At 69.4% G+C, this 16,636-nt stretch carries 18 protein-coding genes; 4 read left to right on the plus strand and 14 right to left on the minus strand.

Annotation, left to right across the window (positions count from 1 at the left end; all coding sequences use genetic code 11):
- Positions 1 to 558, plus strand: a 558-nt coding sequence (locus AB4112_RS34260) for a transposase (RefSeq protein WP_441726724.1), incomplete at its 5' end; no start/stop codon positions are given.
- 29 nt (positions 559 to 587) lie between these two features.
- Here AB4112_RS34260 and AB4112_RS34265 read toward each other — a convergent pair.
- From AB4112_RS34265 to efp, 10 genes are all read right to left on the minus strand, one after another.
- The gene (locus AB4112_RS34265) at positions 588 to 1,385 is read right to left on the minus strand and encodes an ABC transporter permease subunit (protein ID WP_441726727.1); all 798 of its coding nucleotides are present in this window, start codon (positions 1,383 to 1,385) and stop codon (positions 588 to 590) included.
- A complete protein-coding gene (locus AB4112_RS34270) occupies positions 1,369 to 2,247 on the minus strand; it encodes a 2-aminoethylphosphonate ABC transporter permease subunit (RefSeq protein WP_441726730.1) in 879 nt (292 codons plus the stop codon). Before AB4112_RS34270 ends, AB4112_RS34265 begins: the two co-directional genes overlap by 17 nt.
- Entirely contained in the window at positions 2,244 to 3,401 is a 1,158-nt protein-coding gene (locus AB4112_RS34275) for an ABC transporter ATP-binding protein (protein WP_441726733.1), read from the minus strand. Before AB4112_RS34275 ends, AB4112_RS34270 begins: the two co-directional genes overlap by 4 nt.
- Positions 3,401 to 4,429 carry a 2-aminoethylphosphonate ABC transporter substrate-binding protein gene (locus AB4112_RS34280; RefSeq protein WP_441726736.1) on the minus strand — a complete coding sequence of 343 codons (1,029 nt, stop codon included), beginning with the start codon at positions 4,427 to 4,429 and terminating at the stop codon, positions 3,401 to 3,403. Before AB4112_RS34280 ends, AB4112_RS34275 begins: the two co-directional genes overlap by 1 nt.
- 151 nt (positions 4,430 to 4,580) lie before the next feature.
- Positions 4,581 to 5,213 carry an acyloxyacyl hydrolase gene (locus tag AB4112_RS34285; RefSeq protein WP_441726739.1) on the minus strand — a complete coding sequence of 211 codons (633 nt, stop codon included), beginning with the start codon at positions 5,211 to 5,213 and terminating at the stop codon, positions 4,581 to 4,583.
- 92 nt (positions 5,214 to 5,305) lie between these two features.
- Positions 5,306 to 6,919 (minus strand): peptidoglycan -binding protein, encoded by a 1,614-nt coding sequence (locus AB4112_RS34290; protein ID WP_441726742.1) that lies wholly within the window; start codon positions 6,917 to 6,919, stop codon positions 5,306 to 5,308.
- An 11-nt stretch (positions 6,920 to 6,930) separates the two neighbouring features.
- On the minus strand, positions 6,931 to 8,148 hold the full coding sequence (locus tag AB4112_RS34295; protein WP_309799107.1) for a flagellar motor protein MotA: 1,218 nt from the start codon (positions 8,146 to 8,148) through the stop codon (positions 6,931 to 6,933).
- A 10-nt stretch (positions 8,149 to 8,158) separates the two neighbouring features.
- Positions 8,159 to 8,854, minus strand: coding sequence for an OmpA family protein (locus AB4112_RS34300; RefSeq protein ID WP_441726744.1), 696 nt, complete (start codon positions 8,852 to 8,854; stop codon positions 8,159 to 8,161).
- A 116-nt stretch (positions 8,855 to 8,970) separates the two neighbouring features.
- Positions 8,971 to 9,798 (minus strand): inositol monophosphatase family protein, encoded by an 828-nt coding sequence (locus tag AB4112_RS34305; RefSeq protein WP_441726747.1) that lies wholly within the window; start codon positions 9,796 to 9,798, stop codon positions 8,971 to 8,973.
- A 9-nt stretch (positions 9,799 to 9,807) separates the two neighbouring features.
- A complete protein-coding gene (efp, locus tag AB4112_RS34310) occupies positions 9,808 to 10,374 on the minus strand; it encodes an elongation factor P (protein WP_309799113.1) in 567 nt (188 codons plus the stop codon).
- 211 nt (positions 10,375 to 10,585) lie between these two features.
- Here efp and epmA point away from each other — a divergent pair, with 211 nt between their 5' ends.
- Both epmA and AB4112_RS34320 read left to right on the plus strand, forming a co-directional pair.
- Entirely contained in the window at positions 10,586 to 11,683 is a 1,098-nt protein-coding gene (gene epmA, locus AB4112_RS34315; RefSeq protein ID WP_441726750.1) for an EF-P lysine aminoacylase EpmA, read from the plus strand.
- Positions 11,684 to 11,693: 10 nt separating this feature from the next.
- Positions 11,694 to 12,698 (plus strand): alpha/beta hydrolase, encoded by a 1,005-nt coding sequence (locus tag AB4112_RS34320; protein WP_309799116.1) that lies wholly within the window; start codon positions 11,694 to 11,696, stop codon positions 12,696 to 12,698.
- A gap of 222 nt (positions 12,699 to 12,920) precedes the next feature.
- Here AB4112_RS34320 and AB4112_RS34325 read toward each other — a convergent pair whose 3' ends face one another.
- From AB4112_RS34325 to AB4112_RS34335, 3 genes are all read right to left on the minus strand, one after another.
- Entirely contained in the window at positions 12,921 to 13,364 is a 444-nt protein-coding gene (locus tag AB4112_RS34325; RefSeq protein WP_309799118.1) for an NfeD family protein, read from the minus strand.
- Positions 13,364 to 14,368 (minus strand): SPFH domain-containing protein, encoded by a 1,005-nt coding sequence (locus tag AB4112_RS34330; protein ID WP_309799121.1) that lies wholly within the window; start codon positions 14,366 to 14,368, stop codon positions 13,364 to 13,366. The genes AB4112_RS34325 and AB4112_RS34330 overlap by 1 nt, the downstream gene beginning before the upstream one ends.
- A 149-nt stretch (positions 14,369 to 14,517) precedes the next feature.
- A complete protein-coding gene (locus tag AB4112_RS34335) occupies positions 14,518 to 15,306 on the minus strand; it encodes an NAD kinase (protein WP_309799123.1) in 789 nt (262 codons plus the stop codon).
- Between the two features lie 148 nt (positions 15,307 to 15,454).
- On the opposite strand from AB4112_RS34335, the gene AB4112_RS34340 reads away from it, so the two are divergent.
- Positions 15,455 to 15,583, plus strand: coding sequence for a hypothetical protein (locus tag AB4112_RS34340; RefSeq protein WP_309799125.1), 129 nt, complete (start codon positions 15,455 to 15,457; stop codon positions 15,581 to 15,583).
- Here AB4112_RS34340 and moaA read toward each other — a convergent pair whose 3' ends face one another.
- A complete protein-coding gene (moaA, locus tag AB4112_RS34345) occupies positions 15,584 to 16,633 on the minus strand; it encodes a GTP 3',8-cyclase MoaA (RefSeq protein WP_441726758.1) in 1,050 nt (349 codons plus the stop codon).
- Positions 16,634 to 16,636 lie beyond the last annotated feature (3 nt).

Here is a 16,636-nt window from a genome sequence, read left to right on the forward strand (position 1 = left end):
CTCCAGGCCCTCGTCCTCACTCGCGACGACTTCGTCCGCCAGCGCACCGCCTTCTCGAACCGACGCCAGGCCCCCGGTGCCGAACCCGTCCGCCCTCACCTCGACGACCTCCTCGCCTGCATCGACCGGCAGATCAAGGCCATCGAGCTCAGGATCGCCGCCATCCTCAAGGCCTCCCAACCCCTCAAACGCGACGCCGACATCCTCACCTCCATCCCAGGCATCGGCTTCAAGACCGCCGCCGATCTCCTCGCCCTTATGCCCGAGCTCGGCTCACTCGACCGACGACAGGCCGCGGCCCTCGCCAGCCTCGCTCCTCACCCTCGGCAAAGCGGAAACGTCAACGCCTACCGACGCACCAAAGGCGGCAGGCCCGAGATCAAACGCGCCCTCTTCATGGCCGCAATGGCCGCCAGCAACCATCACCCCACACTCAGGCCCTTCTTCCTCAAACTCCTCGCCAACGGCAAAAAGAAGCTCGTCGCCCTCACTGCCCTCATGCGCAAGCTCGTCATCATCGCCAACGCAAAACTCAGACAAGAACATCAACTGAGTTGATGACGAGGGAGGGTCAGCGAAGCCCCAGCCTACCGCCCGGCCGCCTTCTTCGGCACCAGCGACACGGCGCCGAGGACGGCGAGGGTTTCCAGGATCAGGAGGACGGTCAGGGCCGAGCCCTGGAAGATGTCGCCGCGGTCGGTCAGGGCGAAGATGCCGACCGGCAGCGTCACCCAGCCCGGCGGATAGACCATCACGGTGGCGCCCAGCTCGCCCATCGACAGGGCGATGCTGAGGCTGAAGGCGGCCAGCAGGTAGGGCATCAGCAGCGGCAGGGTGACGTGGCGCAGCCGGAAGCCCGGCCGCGCACCCAGGCTTTCCGCCACCTGCTCGAATTCCGGCGCCAGCCGCGACAGCCCGGCCGAGACGTTGCCGAAGGCGAAGGCCGAGATCAGCACCAGATGCACCACCAGCACGATCACCACCGTGCCGTTAAGCAGCACCGGCGGCTGGCTGTAGGCGACCAGCACGCCGAGCCCGACCGAGACCGAGGGCACCGCGCTGGGCAGGAAGAACACCAGCTCCAGCACCCGGCGCAGCCGGCCGGACAGCGACCGCAGCGCCAGCGCCGCCCAGGTGCCGGCCGCCAGCGCCACCAGGCTGGCCACGGCGCCGGTGACCAGGCTGGCCACGATCTGGTCGCCGGAGGAGCCCTGCACCGCCTCGGCATAGTGGCCGAGGGTCGGCAGGCTGGGCAGCACGCCGTTCCACTGCCCGGCGAAGCTGGCCATCACGATCACCGCCAGCGGCGCCACGTAGAGCACGCCGATGATCAGGGCGGTCAGGGCCCAGGCCGCGGCGCGCGAGCGGTCAGACCACAGCAGCATGGCGGCCCCCCAGCTTGCCGACCGCGAGGCGGTAGAGGCTGAACAGGGTCAGCGACAGGGCGACGTTGATCACAGCGATGACGCAGGCGGCGGTGTAGTCGAACTCCTGGATCGCCTTGTCGTAGATCAGCAGCGGCAGGGTGATCACGCCCTTGGCGCCGATGAACAGCACGATGCCGAACTCGTTGACCGTCAGCAGCAGGCACAGGCTGCCGCCGGCCAGCAGCGCCGGCAGGGCGGCGGGCAGGATCACCTGGCGGATGATGCGGCCCGGCCGCGCGCCCAGGCTGCTCGCCACCTCGATCTGCGCCCGGTCGATCAGCGAGAAGGCGGCCATCAGCGGCCGCATCACGAAGGGGCAGTAGACCGTGACCTCGGCCAGGATCACGCCCCAGGGCGAGTACAGGAAGTCGACCGGCGGTGTGGCGAGGTGGAAGATATCGACCAGCCCGGCATTGACCATGCCGGCCGAGCCGTAGAGGAAGGTGAAGGCCAGGGTCACCAGGAAGGTCGGCAGGGCGATGAAGGTGTCGACCAGCCGGGCCACCGCCCCGCTGCCCGGGAAGGGCACGAAGGACAGCAGCAGGGCCAGGGCCAGGCCCACCGCCAGGCAGCCGGCCGTGGCGGCCAGCGCGATCTCGACCGTGTTGGCCAGGGCGCTGCGGAAGGCGCGGGTGCCGAGCACCGCCGCAAAATGGTCCAGGCTGGCGGCATCGCCGTCGCCGGTCAGCGCCTGGCGCAGGATCAGGGCCAGGGGATAGGCGAAGAGCGCGGCCACCACCAGCAGCGGCGGCACCACCCACAGCGAGGCGGCGCCGGGCAGGGCGCGCGGCAGCGGCCGGCCGGCGACGGCCTGGGTCACGGATGGTCCTCGTCGGGCAGCAGGCTGGCGTCGGCCGCGGCGAAATGCAGATCGAGGGTGCTGCCGATCGCCGGCGGCTGGCGCAGCGGCGCCGAGACCACGCGCAGCACCGTGCCGGCCACCTCGACCGTCACCACATGCTGGTCGCCCTGCCACAGCAGCTCGCGCACCGTGCTGGGCAGGACGTTGTCATGGTCCGGCCGCGGCGACAGCGACAGCGCGTGCGGGCGGACGCACAGCAGCGCCTGCGCCCCCTTGTCCAGCGACCGGTTGGGGGTGGCGGAGAGCACCAGCCCGCCGATCCGCACCTGCGCCAGCGGGCTGGCGTAGCCGGCGTCTTCGATCACCACCGGCAGTAGGTTCGCCCGGCCGAGGAACTCGGCGGCGAAGCGGTTGGGCGGGGTCTGGTACAGCGGGCCGGTCGGGCCATGGGCGTGCAGCCGGCCGTCGCGCATCACCGCGATGCTGTCGGCCAGGGTCAGCGCCTCGCTCTGGTCATGGGTGACGTAGAGCACGGTCAGGTCGGGCAGGTCGCGGTGCAGCCGCGCCAACTCCTCCACCATCGACCGGCGGATCTGCGCGTCCAGCGCCGACAGCGGCTCGTCCAGCAGCAGGACGCGGGGCTGGATCGCCAGGGCCCGGGCGATGGCGACGCGCTGCTGCTGCCCGCCGCTGAGCTCACGCGGATAGCGGTGGGCGTAGCTCTCCATGCCGACGATGCGCAGGCATTCGCGCACCCGGTCGGCGATCAGGTCGCGGGAAGCGCCTTGCGCCCGCAGGCCGAAGGACACGTTCTCGGTGACCCGCATGTGCGGGAACAGGGCGTAGTTCTGCACCACCATGCCGATGCCGCGGGCATAGGGCGGCAGATGGGTGACCTCGACATCGCCGATATGGATGCGCCCCGAGGCCGGCCGGACGAAGCCGGCGACGGCGCGCAGCGCGGTGGTCTTGCCCGAGCCGGAGGGGCCGATCAGCGCCAGGATCTCGCCGGGCCGGACCTCGAGCGTCAGGTGGTCCAGCACCACCGTGCCGCGATAGGCCACGGTGACGCCGTCGAAGCGGATGCTGTTGCTGGCCTGGCCCACCGCTGCCGCCGCCCGTGCCGACGGCGCGTCCTGCACACCGTCGAGCATGGTGGAGGAGACGGTCATCAGCTGCCGGTGACGTCGTGCCAGCGCGCGACGTCGGCCTGCAGGTCGGCCAGCACCGCGGTCCAGTCCGGCGTCCAGATCTCGACGCCCTTCAGCGCCTGCTCGATCTTCTTGTAGTTGTCGTCGGTGGGCTTGACGTCCGAGCGCACCGGCAGGCCGATGGCGACCGCGCTGACCTTCTCCTGCGCTTCGCGACTTAGCAGGAAGTCGATCAGCTTCTTGCCGTTGGCGCTGTTCGGGGCGCCATGCACCAGGGCGACGTAGTAGGGCAGGGCGAAGGTCGACCGCTTGCCGTCCTTGCCGGCCGGCCAGAACACCCGGATGTTCGGGTTGTCGCCCATCTGCGACATGTTCATCTGCAGGTCGCCATTGGCGACAAACAGCTCGCCCTTGTTGACCAGCGCGGTCAGCTTGCCGGTCGAGGAGGACGGGCCGACATTGTTGTCCTGCAGCTTCTGCAGGTAGTCGAACGCCGCGTCCTTGCCGCCGAAGGCATGGAAGGCCTGGATCATCACCGCGGTGCCGTCGCCGGCCTGGCCGGGGGTCGAATACTGGATCTTGCCCTTGAACTTGGCGTCCAGCAGGTCGGCGAAGGTCTTCGGCGCATCGGCCAGGGTCGAGCCGTTGTAGATGAAGCTCAGATAGTTGTTCACCAGCGGCAGGTAGGCGTCCTTCGGGCCCTTCTCGGCGGCCGGGATCTTGTCGGAACCGGCGGCGGCATAAGGCTCCAGCAGGCCGGAGGCGGCGGCGTTCTGGATGAAGGGCGGCAGGGTCACCAGGACGTCGGCCTGCGGGTTGGCCTTCTCCTTGGCGATGCGGTCGACCACGACACCGGACCCGGCCTCGATGTACTGGACCTTGATGCCGGTGGCCTTGGTGAAGGCGTCGAACTCCTCACCATACCAGCTCGGCGTGCCGTCATGCAGGCCGTCGGCGCTGTAGATGGTGACGACGTCCGCGGCCATGGCCGGGCCGGTGCCGAGCAATGCGAACGCGCAGATCGCGATCGCCGGGGTCTTGATCGTCATGGGTGACCTCTCGCATCCACGGGAGTCGTGGCGCGCGGGACCCTATACCCGTTGTGTGAAGCTTTGGTGTCGGCCGGCCCGCGACAAAGCGATCCTAGCCGGCGGGGGCGGAAATGCAATTCCGCCCCCGGGCTGATGGGCGATCCGCCGCTTAGTTCAGCGGGATCGAGAGGTTGAAGGTCAGCTCTTCCACGCCCGGATTGATGTCGCCGATGCCGGCGTTGGAGATGTGATGGAAGGCGGCGCCGACCCGCATCTTGTTGTCGAACTCCCAGGCCGCTTCGACGCCGGTCCGGAATTCCAGGGTCGAGCCCATCTCGCGGCCGTCGCCGTTGAAATAGGCGCCCACCGCGGCATTCGGCGACAGGATGAAATGGTCGCCGAACCGCACGTCCAGCATGCCACCGCCATAGATATAGGAGGCGGAATCGGTGGTGCCTTCGATGCCGATGAAGGGCCGGATGCGCAGGAACTCGGTGTTGAAGCGCAGCTCGACCCGGCCGACGCCGGCGCCGCCGTCGTCGCGGTCGGTGTGGCTGGTGTCGCCCTTGTCGTTCAGGATGTTGTAGTAGCCGGCGCCGACGGTCAGCGACAGCGGCAGGTCGGTGTTGCCGTTGCCGACATGGATGTCACCGATATCGGAGGTCTCGCCGAGGATGCCGGCGGCGAGGATCGCGGCCGAGCCGATGCCGATCCAGATCGGCACATTGGCGGCCTGCGCCGCCCCCTGCATCGATCCGATCACGATGGCAGCCGTCGCCACACCGGTCAGGAGCTTCTTCATTCCACATCCTTCAACTTCCTGCCGGGACTCGGCCCCGGGGTCCGCGGATGATTACGGGTGCGTTAAATCCGACGCAATGCTTTTCGAGCCGGTCACTGTCCGGTCGCAGGCGCTTCGGCGCTGCTGTCGCCGCGCTGGTCCAGGCGCAATTCGATGCGGCGGTTGCGGCGATAGGCGTCAGGCGTGGTGCCCGTGTCGAGCGGCTGCCACTCGCCGAATCCCGCGGCGGCCATACGTTGCGGCGGGATGCCCTGGGTCGCCAGGAAGTTCAGCACCGACAGCGCCCGGGCGGTCGAAAGCTCCCAGTTCGTGGCGTAGGGGCCGTTGCCGCTGAAGGGCTGGCGGTCGGTGTGGCCGTCGATGCGCAGCAGCCAGTCGACGTCGGGCGGGAACTGGGCGGCGATTCGCTTCAGCGTCTCGGCGAAGGTGGCCAGCTGCTGCTCGCCGCCCTCCTGCAGCTGGGCCGAGCCGACCGGGAACAGCACCTCGGACTGGAACACGAAGCGGTCGCCGACGACGCGGACATCCTGGCGCTCGCCCAGCACGTCGCGCAGCTTGCCGAAGAAGGCAGAGCGCGAGCGGCTGAGCTCGTCGACCTTGCGCACCAGCGCCTGGTTCAGCCGCGAGTTGAGATTGGCGATCTCCAGGTCCTTGGCGGTGACCGTGGATTCGGAGTCGCGCAGGGTCGATTCGATCTGCGACAGCTGCTGGCGCAGGGCCGCGGCCTCGGTCGCCAGCTGCTGGCTGGTCTTGCGCTCGCTGTCGCTGGTCGATTTCTCGGTCGCCAGTGCCGCGGTGGCGCGGTCCAGCGTGCCGCTGAGATCGGCGATACGGGCGTTCAGCTGCTCGACCCGGGCGGTCAGGTCCTGCACGTCCTTCTGCGAGGCGGCGGCGCGGCTGGTGGCGTCGCCGAGCTGCGCTGTCAGGCCTTGCACATCCTTCTGCGATGCGGCGATGCGGCTGTTGGCGTCGCCGAGCTGCGCCTCCAGCGTCTTGGCGCGGTCCTGCCCGGCCTGGGCGTCCCGGGTTGCCTGATCCCGCGCCGTGCGGGTGCGGTCCAGCTCGGCGGCCAGGGCCGTCGCCTCCGCCTGCCGCTGCTGCAGCGTGGCGCCGAGATCCGACGCATCCTTGCGGCTGGCCGCCAGCGCGGTCGAGAGGTTGGTGACGGTCAGGTCGCGATCCTGGCCGCTGGTGCGCAGGGTCGCCGCATCGGCCTGCAGCTGGGCCAGCTCGCGCCGTTGCCGCTCAATCGTCGCCTGGTTGTCCTGGATCACCCGTGCCGCCTCCTGCAGCTGGGCGTCGCGGTCGGTGGTGCCGCCGGTCAGGGTCTGGATCTGGGCCAGGGCGGTGCGCAGCTGGCGGTCGATCGCATCGCGGCCCTGTTCGGCGGCGGCGAGGCGGTTGCCGAGGTCGGCCCGCTCCCGAGCGGTGCCGTCCAGGTCGGTCGACAGCCGCGCGATGCGGGTCTGCAAATCGTGGCCGGTCTCCTGCTCCAGCGCTAGCCGGTCGGTCAGGTCGGACACCTGGCGGTTCAGCCGGCCGACGGTCTCGTCGCGGCCGCTGACCATGGTCGACAGGTAGAACTGCGAGACCAGGAACACCATCAGCAGGAAGATCACGACCATCAGCAGCGACGACAGCGCGTCGACCCAGCCGGGCCAGACATCGACCTGGCGGCGTTCGCCGAAGGAGTAACGGCCGCGCATCGCCATCCGCGTCAGCGCCCCTCGGGCCCTTCGGCCAAGGCGGCGATGGTGCGGGCCAACAGCTTGATCTCGCCCCGGATCTCGCCGGACAGCTGGATCCGGCCGGTCGACATCTCCTCGATCAGCCGGCGGACCGTGGTGTCCAGGCTGCGGATGTGCTGGCGCGTCGGCTCGTCCATGCCGAAGCGGTCGGATTCGAGCGTCGAGGCCAGGCGGGTCAGCACCAGGGCGGTGGTGGCCTGGGTTTCCGCGAGGCGGGCGGTCAGCGCCTGCTGGCCCTGCAGGTGATCGTCGATCGCGGCGAGCTGGCCGGCGACGGCACCGAGCGCGCCGCCCTGGCCGCGACGCTCCTCATCCGCCTGGACGGTCAGGCGGCGCAGCGCATCGAGATTCTCCGCGGTCTGGGCGACCACCGACTGGATATAGGCGGGGAGCACCGATTCCGTCATCTCGAACTCGCCGCCGCCACCGTCGCGCGGCCCGGCGGACAGGCGGGTGTTGGCCGACAGCCAGTCTTCCAGCTCGTTGTAGAAGCGGTTCTGGGCCTGGCTGGCCTGCAGCTCGAGGAAACCGAGGGCGAGCGAGCCGGACAGGCCGAACAGCGAGGCGCTGAAGGCGGTACCCATGCCTTGCAGCGGGGCTTCGAGGCCGTGCTTGAGGCTGGCGAAGGCGGCGCCGATGTCGGTCGCCTCCATGTTCAGCCCGGCGATGACGCCGCTGGCCGACCGCACCGTCTCCAAGAGGCCCCAGAAGGTGCCGAGCAGGCCGAGGAAGATCAGCAGGCCGATCAGGTAGCGCGATATCTCGCGGCTTTCGCTCAGCCTGGCGCCGATGGCGTCGACCAACGAACGCATCGCCAGCGGCGACAGGCTCAGCTCGCCCTGCTGCTCGGCGATCACCCGGGCGATCGGGGCCAGCAGGCGCGGCTGCGGCGCCTGCACCCGGCCGGCGCCGTTGCGCTGCGCCAGATAGGCCTCGATCCAGCGGATGTCGGGCTCGAGGTTCAGCACCGCGCGGAAGCAGAAGACGATGCCGAACAGGGTGGTGCACAGAATCACGCCGTTCAGCGCCGGATTGGCCATGAAGGCGGAGGACACGCCGAGCGCCAGCAGGGCCGCGACGATGGCGACGACGATGACGAAGATCGTCATCCGGATCACATACCGCCGCGGGCTGGACATCGTGGTGCGCATCGACGACGGGCGGGACGCCAGGGCGGTGGTCGACATCAGGGCGCCTTCACTGGATCCGGAGGTCGACGCGGTCCGCGGGCTGGTCCGGCGGCGAGGTGTTGCCGAGCGCCCGGATGGCGATGCGCTTGTTGTCGATGCCGCGGTCGATCAGGAAGGCGCGGATGTTGAGCGCCCGGCTGAGCGAGACGCGGCGGGAACCGGCCGGGTCCGGCTTCGGCCCGGCATAGGCCCGGATCTCGATCTGGCTCGTCGCGTCGGCGACCAGCCGTTCGGACAGGCCGGACAGCATGTCGCCCGCGGTGGTGTCCATCTCCTCGACGCCGGGGGCGAAGCGGATGCGGAAGCCGTTGCCGGGGACCAGGCCGACGGTGTCGCCCGGCGCCATCTCCGGCATGGCCGCGACCTTCACGTTCGGGTCGGCAAAGCCGGCGCCCTTGACCATGACGTCGGCGTCGTAGGACGAGGGCGCGTCGGGCAGCTGGGGCAGGGACGGGATGCCCGCCTGCCGGACCGACGGTTCCAGGAACGGGATCGGGCCGGTCACCGGGCCGGAGGAGGTCGGCACCGGCAGGGGCTGCGGCCGCTGGGCCTCGCCACCGCTCAGGATCCGGGTGTCGAGCACCAGGTCGCCGGCGGCATCCTGCGCCGCCGCCGCCGAAATGCCCAGCAGCAGGGCGACCGGCACCAGCAGGGCCGCTGCACTCAACCGCACCCGCCGGCCGGTCTCTCGCCGATTGGTCAAGCCGAACCTCTCAACGCTACGGAACATCGATGATACACCCGCTCGCGACGGGGCGGACCATAGCCTAGCGGAGTAGGTCGAAACAATCGTCAAGCGACGTCAGGCGCCAAGCGGGGTCAGGAGGCGTTGGCGGCCTTCGGCGGGCGCGGCGCACGGGCCTTGGTGATGGCCATGGCCAGCGTCTTGTGCATCAGGGCGTTGCCGGCGACGACCGTGTCGGCCTTCAGCGCCGGGTTCTTGCCGTCGATGTCGGTGGCGAAGCCCCCGGCCTCCTGCACCAGCACGATGCCGGCGGCGACGTCCCACGGGTTCAGTGACGTCTCCCAGAAACCGTCGAAGCGGGCGGCGGCGACATAGGCGAGGTCGAGCGACGCCGCCCCCATCCGGCGGATGCCGGAGACATGGGGCATGATCATCGCCAGCTCGCGCTGGAAGCCGATGCTGTCGCCGCGGCCCTTGAACGGCATGCCGGTGCCGATCAGCGCGTCGGCCAGGTTCGAGCGGCTGGAGACGCGCAGGCGGCGGTCGTTGAGATAGGCGCCGACGCCCCGTTCCGCCCAGTACAGCTCGTCCGTCACCGGGTTGAAGATCACGCCGGCGACCGGCACGCCTTCCTGCTCCAGCGCGATCGAGATCGCGAAATGCGGGATGCCGTGCAGGAAGTTGGTGGTGCCGTCGAGCGGGTCGACGATCCAGCGCCGGTCCTTGTCCTCACCCTCGACCGCGCCGCCTTCCTCCATCAGCCAGCCGAAGCGGGGCCGCGCCCGGGTCAGCTCCTGGCGCAGGGTGTCCTCGGCCTTGAGGTCGGCGGCGGAGACGAAATCGGCCGGCCCCTTGCGGCTGACCTGCAGGTTCTCGACCTCGCCGAAATCTCGGACGAGGCCGCGCCCGGCCTTCTGGGCCGCGCGGATCATGACGGTGATGAGGGGGGAACGTCCGGCCATAAGGGGGTATCAGTCCTTCGCGCGCTCGAGATAAGTGCCGTCGGCCGTATTGACGACGATCCGGGTGCCCGAGGCGATGTGCGGCGGAACCATGACGCGCACGCCGTTCTCGAGCAGGGCCGGCTTGTAGGAGGAGGAGGCGGTCTGCCCCTTCACCACCGGGTCGGCTTCGCTGATGGTCATGGTGACGGTCTGCGGCAGCTCGACCGAGAGGGGCGAGCCCTCATGCACGGTCACAGTGCAGACCATGCCTTCCTGCAGGAAGCGGGCCGGTTCGCCGACCACGTCGGCCGGGACCTGGGTCTGCTCGAAGCTCTCATTGTCCATGAAGGTGTAGTGATCGCCTTCCTGGTACAGGAACTGCATCTCGTGTTCGTCGAGACGGGCGCGCTCCACCGTTTCCTGGGTGCGGAAACGCTGCTGCGTCTTGGTGCCGGTGCGGGCGTCCTTCATCTCGACCTGGATGATGGCGTTGCCCTTGCCCGGCTGGATGATCTCGATCTTGGTCACGAGCATCAGCTTGCCCTCGTGCTCGAGGACGTTGCCCGGCCGGATCGTGATGGCGTTGACCTTCATGGCGGATCTTCTGACAGAAATGCGTGTCGCGCCCCACTGGCGCGCCGGGGCGGCACGACAAAGGCGGCGCGATGGGCGCGGACCCTAGCAGCAAGTCCCGGCAAGGGCAACGTCGAGTCGGCGGAAGTCTGCGGGAGACGGCGCGATGCGGCCGCTGCGCCGCGCCGCTCGACCTGCTATCGAAGGGCCGATGGCAGGATCAGGTGACGACATGGCGACGGAAACCGGCATTCGGGGCTTGCGCGGCCGCTGGTGGCAGAGCGGCGTCTACGCCCGCAAGCGGCCCTATCTGGAGGCGCGGGCCCGGATCACGGCGGCGGTGCGGCGGGTCTTCGCCGAGCGCGGCTTCCTCGAGGTCGACACCCCGGCGCTGCAGGTCTCGCCCGGGCTGGAGCCGCATCTAGTGGCGTTCCGGACCGAGCTGCGCGGCCCGCATCCGGACGATTCGCAGGCGCTGTACCTGCACACCAGCCCTGAATTCGCGATGAAGAAGCTGCTGGCGGCCGGGCTGGAGCGGATCTTCCAGCTCAGCCACGTCTTCCGCAACGCCGAGCGCTCCGCCACCCACCATCCCGAATTCTCGATGATCGAGTGGTACCGGGCGGGCGAGGGCTACCGGGTGCTGATCGACGACTGCAAGGCGCTGTTCCAGGCCGCGGCAAAGGCGGCTGGTCGAGACCGGCTGTCGTGGCGCGGCCAGGAGTGCGACCCCTTCGCCGAATGGCGGGTGCTGACGGTGCAGCAGGCGTTCCAGGAATTCGCCGGCATCGACCTGCTGGCGACGGCGCCCGACCCGCTGGCGCCGGACCTCACGGCTCTGAACGCGGCGACCACCGCGATCGGCATCCCGGCCCGCGACGGCGACCGCTGGGACGACTTGTTCTTCCGTGTGTTCCTGGAGCGGATCGAGCCTCGGCTCGGCCTCGGCAACCCCTGCGTGCTGACCGACTACCCGCTGTCGATGGCGGCGCTGTCGCGGCCCAACCCGGACGACCCGCGCACCGCCGAGCGCTTCGAGCTCTATGTCGGCGGGCTGGAGCTGGCCAACGCCTTCGGCGAGCTGACCGACGTCGAGGCCCAGCGCGCCCGGTTCGAGGCCGACATGGACCTGAAGCAGCAGCTCTACGGCGTGCGCTATCCGATCGACGAGGACTTCCTGGCGGCGCTCGATCCCGACCGTGGCGGCGGCCTTCCCGATTGCAGCGGGATCGCGCTAGGCTTCGACCGCCTGGTGATGCTTGCGACCGGCGCCGATCACATCGATGACGTGCTGTGGGCGCCCGTCATCGGAACGATGGTCGCGCGCTGAGCGTTCTGGCATGACCGCCCCAGGGCGGTGTTCCGTCCCCAAGGCGGTGTTCGTCGATCCGGAGAAGCTGATGATCCTGCACCCCGACTGCGAAGCGTATCTGGCGGCGGTGGAGCGCTGGCGGGAAGAGACCAGCATCCAGTCCTGGGCGGATATCGGAGCGGATCGGGCCAAGGCGACGTTCAGCCAGCTCAAGCTGTCGCGGATGCCGCCGTTGCCGGAGATGGACCTGGCCGAGGATTACGAGATCGAAGGCCGCGCCGGGCCGCGCCGGGTGCGCATCCTGCGGCCGAAGGGGGCGGGCACCGGCCCGCTGCCGGTGGCGCTGTACTTCCATGGCGGCGGCTATGTGATGGGCGGTATCGACGAGAGCGAGGACGAGGCCCGGCGGATCGCCGCCAACACGCCGGCCCTGGTGATCTCGGCCAGCTACCGCCTGGGCCCGGACCATCCGTTCCCGGCAGCGATCGACGACGCCTATGACGCGCTGCTGTGGACCGCCCACCATGCCGCGCATTTCGGCGGCGACGCGCGCCGGCTGATGGTCGGCGGCACCAGCGCGGGCGCCGGGCTGGCCGCCGCGATCAGCCGCCTGGCTGCGACCGAGAACGGGCCGCGCATCGCCCTGACCTACCTGCTGTGCCCCTGGCTGGACCTGACCATGAGCCAGCATTCGGTGCTGGACTACGGCGAGGGCTACGGGCTGGACCGGGTCGACCTGGAATGGTTCCGGCAATGCTATCTCGGGCCGGACGAGCCGGCCGACCACCCGCTGGCCTCGCCGACCCTGCATCCGGTGCCGCCGCGGTTGCCGAAGACCTTCATCCTGGCGGCCGAATGCGACCCGCTGCGCGACGAGGCCCGGGTCTATGCCCGCAAGCTGAAGGAAGCGAAGATCCCGGTCTCCTACGTCCTGGCGCCGGGCATGATCCACGCCTTCAACGTGCTGACCCACCTGATCCCCGCCGGCCTGCCGCACATCGCCGCGATCGACGAGGCGCTGCGGGGGGTGTGAGGGGAGGCGGCCGAGCGGCCCGCGCTTCCACGATGGCCGTCCTCGGGTTCGACCCACCTCACTCACTGTCATTGCCCGGCTTGACCGGGCAATCCAGGGGCCACCAAGAGCGGTTCTGGCCGCCCCTGGATGCCACGGTCAAGCCGTGGCATGACAATTCTGGATAAAGATCTCGATATAAATCAAAATACTATAAAGAAAATCTAACGTTCTACGCGAACTCTACTCCACCTCGCGCTCGACCCTGAAGCGCGTCCCGCTCACGCCGGCGATGCGGATGCGGGTGCCGGCGGGCAGGTCCGGGCCTTCGGCGCCCCAGGTGGTCTCGCCGACCCGGATGCGGCCGGTGCCGTTGGCGATCGGTTCGGTCAGCGTCACCACCCGGCCGATATACTGCTCGCCGCGGCGGTTCAGCGTCGGCTGGTCGCTGGCCTCGGTCCGCGGCTTCAGATAGACCCGCCAGGCGACGACGGACGCCACCGAGAGCACGGCGAAGACCAGGACCTGCGCTTCCCATCCGACCGCCGGAATCAGCCAGGACAGGATCCCGACCACCGCGGCCGAGATGGCGAGCCAGAGGAAGAAGGTGGCAGGGACCATGACCTCGAGGATCAGCAGCACCACCGCTGCGATCCACCACCACCAGAATTCGGGGCCGTTCACCATCATGGCTTCGGGGCCCAGGGCCCGCCCTCCGGCGCCGGCGGATCGGCCGGACGGCGGGGCGGCAGCGCCTGCGGCGCAGCGCCGTCTCGACCCAAGGCCTCACGCGCGATCTCGGCAATGCCGCCGATGGCGCCGATCACATTGGCGGCATCGAGCGGCAGGAACAGCACCTTGTGGTTCGGGGCGCTGGCCATCGCCTTCAGCGAATCGACGTATTTGGTGGCGACGAAGTAGTTCAGCGCCTGCACGCTGCCATTGGCGATGGCCTCGCTGACCATGCCGGTCGCCTTGGCCTCGGCCTCGGCGGAGCGCTCGCGCGCCTCGGCATCGCGGAACGCCGCCTCGCGCCGGCCCTCGGATTCCAGGATCGCCGCCTGCTTCAGGCCCTCGGCACGCAGGATCTGCGCCTGCCGGGTGCCCTCGGCCTCGAGGATGGTGGCGCGGCGGTCGCGCTCGGCCTTCATCTGCCGGCCCATGCTCTCGACCAGGTCGCGCGGCGGGGTGATGTCGCGGATCTCGATGCGGGTGACCTTGACGCCCCAGGGCTCGGTGGCGTCGTCGACCACCTTCATCAGCCGGACGTTGATCTGGTCGCGGTTCGACAGCAGCTCGTCGAGGTCCATCGAGCCCATCACCGTGCGGATGTTGGTCATGGTCAGGTTGATGATCGCCGATTCGAGGTTGCCGACCTCGTAGGCCGCCTTGGCCGCGTCCAGCACCTGGTAGAAGATTACGCCGTCGACCGTCACCATGGCGTTGTCCTTGGTGATGATCTCCTGCTGCGGCACCTCCAGCACCGTCTCCATCATCGACAGCTTGGCGCCGATCTGGTCGACGAAGGGCACGATCAGGTTCAGGCCGGGGCGCAGCGTGCGGGTGTAGCGGCCGAAGCGCTCCACCGTCCATTCGCGGCCCTGCGGGACCGACTTCACCCCCATGAAGATGACCAGGACCGCCAGGACCAGAATGGCGATGACGATGATCGCGAAGGGCGAGAACGGCATGGTGAGTATCGCTCGTAGTGGCGGCTTGGCCACAGTGTGCCATAGCGGCCGGGTGGCCGGACGGATTATTTCACCAGAACTTTATGGCGGAAACGCAGCCGGCGGCGGCGCAGCGGCTCGGATCGCCGCCGGCCTGCAGCTCGGCCGATTCAAGGCTCGAACTGCTCCTTGAGGATGCGCTCCTCCAGGGTCTTGCCGGGGTCGAACAGCAGGGTCAGCGACACCTCCTGGTCTTCGGCGATCTCGACCCGGACGACGTTGCGCACCTCGGTCGAATCGGCCACGGCGCTGACCGGGCGCTTCGGCACCTCGAGGATGTCGAAGACGATGGTCGCCTTCTGCGGCAGCAGGGCGCCGCGCCAGCGGCGGGGCCGGAAGGCGCTGATCGGGGTCAGCGCCAGGATGCCGGCGCTGAGCGGGATGATCGGGCCATGCGCCGAGAGGTTGTAGGCGGTGCTGCCGGCCGGGGTCGAGACGATCGCCCCGTCGCAGATCAGCTCCGACATCCGCTCGATGCCGTCGATGGTGATCCGCAGCTTCGCCGTCTGCCGGGTCTGGCGCAGCAACGACACCTCGTTGATGCCCAGCGCCTCGTGCACCGCGCCGTCCGTGGTGGTCGCCCGCATCCGCAGCGGGTGCAGGATCACGGTGCGCGCCGCCGCCACCCGCCACGGCAGGTCCTCCTCATGGAAATCGTTGAGGAGGAAGCCGACCGAGCCGCAGTTCATGCCGAAGATCGGCCGGCCGCGTTCGACGCAGCGATGCAGCGTCTCCAGCAGGAAGCCGTCGCCGCCCAGCGCCACGATCGCATCGGCCGTCTCGGGCGGATGCTGGCCCCAGCGGGCGACGAGCCGGGCCTGCGCCGCGAGCGCCTCGGGGGTGTCGGCGGCGACGATCGCCAGGCGGGGCGGGGCCGGGGGGGGAGTGACGTGGGTCATAGCGCAGGGACTGTAATCGATGTGGAATCCAGGTCCAGTCCGCAGCGTCGGCCCGCCCGTGAATGTTACCCTTCACGCTGGGTTCACGGCGGATGGGGGAGAGTGATCAGGCCATCAAGGGGCGATGGCCGTAGAGGGAGGATTGGGGATGATTCCGGCTCTCGTGGGGATCTTTGTCACGATCGCCGTGCTGCTGTGGCACGCCGGTCTCGATTTCGCGGTCATCACCGCGGGCACTGCCCTGTCGGGCACCATTCTGATGCTGGCGCTGGCGTGATCAGCCGCCGGTCACGCTCATGTGGCGCGCCACGGCGGGCTGCGTGTGGCGGCGGTCGATGAAGAAGTCGTGGCCCTTGGGCTTGCGCAGGATGGCCTCGCGGATGGCGGCCTCCAGCGCGGCGTCGGTGGGGTCGGCGCGCAGCGGCGACCGCAGGTCGGCGGCGTCGTCCTGCCCGAGGCACATGTAGAGGGTGCCGGTGCAGGTCAGCCGCACCCGGTTGCAGCTTTCGCAGAAATTGTGGGTGAGCGGGGTGATGAAGCCGAGCCTTCCGCCGGTTTCCTCGACCCGGACATAGCGCGCCGGTCCGCCGGTGCGGTGATCGGTGTCGGCCAGGGTCCAGCGCCGCGCCAGGTCGGCCCGCACCTGCGACAACGGCAGGTACTGGTCCAGCCGGGTCTCGCCGCCGATGTCGCCCATCGGCATCACTTCGATCAGCGTCAGGTCGTGGCCGTTCTCGCCGCACCAGCGGATCATGGCGTCGAATTCGTCGTCGTTGACGCCCTTCAGCGCCACCGCGTTGATCTTGACCTGGATGCCGGCGGCCTTGGCCGCGGCGATGCCGTCCATCACCTTGTCGAACTTCCCCCATCGGGTGATGGCCAGGAACTTCGCCGGGTCGAGGGTGTCGAGGCTGACATTGATCCGACGGATGCCGCACGCCGCGAGGTCTTCGGCGTGGCGGGCGAGCTGGCTGCCGTTGGTGGTGATCGTCAGCTCCTCCAGCGCGCCGGTGCCCAGGTGCCGCGACAGGTTGCGGATCAGGGTCATCACGTCGCGCCGGACCAGCGGCTCGCCGCCGGTCAGCCGCAGCTTGCCGACTCCGAATCGGATGAAGGCGCTGCATAGCCGGTCCAGCTCCTCCAGCGTCAGCAGTTCCGCCTTCGGCAGGAAGGTCATCTCCTCCGACATGCAGTAGACGCAGCGGAAGTCGCAGCGGTCGGTCACCGACACGCGGAGATATTGGATGGCGCGGCCGAACGGGTCCACCAGCGGGGCGCTGGAGGTGGGCGAGGGATCGACCGAGGGCGTCTGCGTCTGGATCGTCATATA

The sequence above is a fragment of the Inquilinus sp. 2KB_23 genome (assembly GCF_052115705.1).
Taxonomy (GTDB): Bacteria; Pseudomonadota; Alphaproteobacteria; order DSM-16000; family Inquilinaceae; genus Inquilinus; species Inquilinus ginsengisoli_A.

Excerpts from the sequence above, each read along its gene's own strand:
- AB4112_RS34340 (WP_309799125.1), top strand. The coding sequence starts at position 15,455 with ATGATTCCGGCTCTCGTGGGGATCTTTGTCACGATCGCCGTGCTGCTG.
- efp (WP_309799113.1), bottom strand. The coding sequence starts at position 10,374 with ATGAAGGTCAACGCCATCACGATCCGGCCGGGCAACGTCCTCGAGCAC.
- AB4112_RS34295 (WP_309799107.1), bottom strand. The coding sequence starts at position 8,148 with ATGTCGACCACCGCCCTGGCGTCCCGCCCGTCGTCGATGCGCACCACG.
- AB4112_RS34285 (WP_441726739.1), bottom strand. The coding sequence starts at position 5,213 with ATGAAGAAGCTCCTGACCGGTGTGGCGACGGCTGCCATCGTGATCGGA.
- AB4112_RS34280 (WP_441726736.1), bottom strand. The coding sequence starts at position 4,429 with ATGACGATCAAGACCCCGGCGATCGCGATCTGCGCGTTCGCATTGCTC.
- AB4112_RS34290 (WP_441726742.1), bottom strand. The coding sequence starts at position 6,919 with ATGCGCGGCCGTTACTCCTTCGGCGAACGCCGCCAGGTCGATGTCTGG.
- AB4112_RS34325 (WP_309799118.1), bottom strand. The coding sequence starts at position 13,364 with ATGGTGAACGGCCCCGAATTCTGGTGGTGGTGGATCGCAGCGGTGGTG.
- AB4112_RS34275 (WP_441726733.1), bottom strand. The coding sequence starts at position 3,401 with ATGACCGTCTCCTCCACCATGCTCGACGGTGTGCAGGACGCGCCGTCG.
- AB4112_RS34305 (WP_441726747.1), bottom strand. The coding sequence starts at position 9,798 with ATGGCCGGACGTTCCCCCCTCATCACCGTCATGATCCGCGCGGCCCAG.
- AB4112_RS34320 (WP_309799116.1), top strand. The coding sequence starts at position 11,694 with ATGACCGCCCCAGGGCGGTGTTCCGTCCCCAAGGCGGTGTTCGTCGAT.
- moaA (WP_441726758.1), bottom strand. The coding sequence starts at position 16,633 with ATGACGATCCAGACGCAGACGCCCTCGGTCGATCCCTCGCCCACCTCC.
- epmA (WP_441726750.1), top strand. The coding sequence starts at position 10,586 with ATGGCGACGGAAACCGGCATTCGGGGCTTGCGCGGCCGCTGGTGGCAG.
- AB4112_RS34265 (WP_441726727.1), bottom strand. The coding sequence starts at position 1,385 with ATGCTGCTGTGGTCTGACCGCTCGCGCGCCGCGGCCTGGGCCCTGACC.
- AB4112_RS34335 (WP_309799123.1), bottom strand. The coding sequence starts at position 15,306 with ATGACCCACGTCACTCCCCCCCCGGCCCCGCCCCGCCTGGCGATCGTC.
- AB4112_RS34330 (WP_309799121.1), bottom strand. The coding sequence starts at position 14,368 with ATGCCGTTCTCGCCCTTCGCGATCATCGTCATCGCCATTCTGGTCCTG.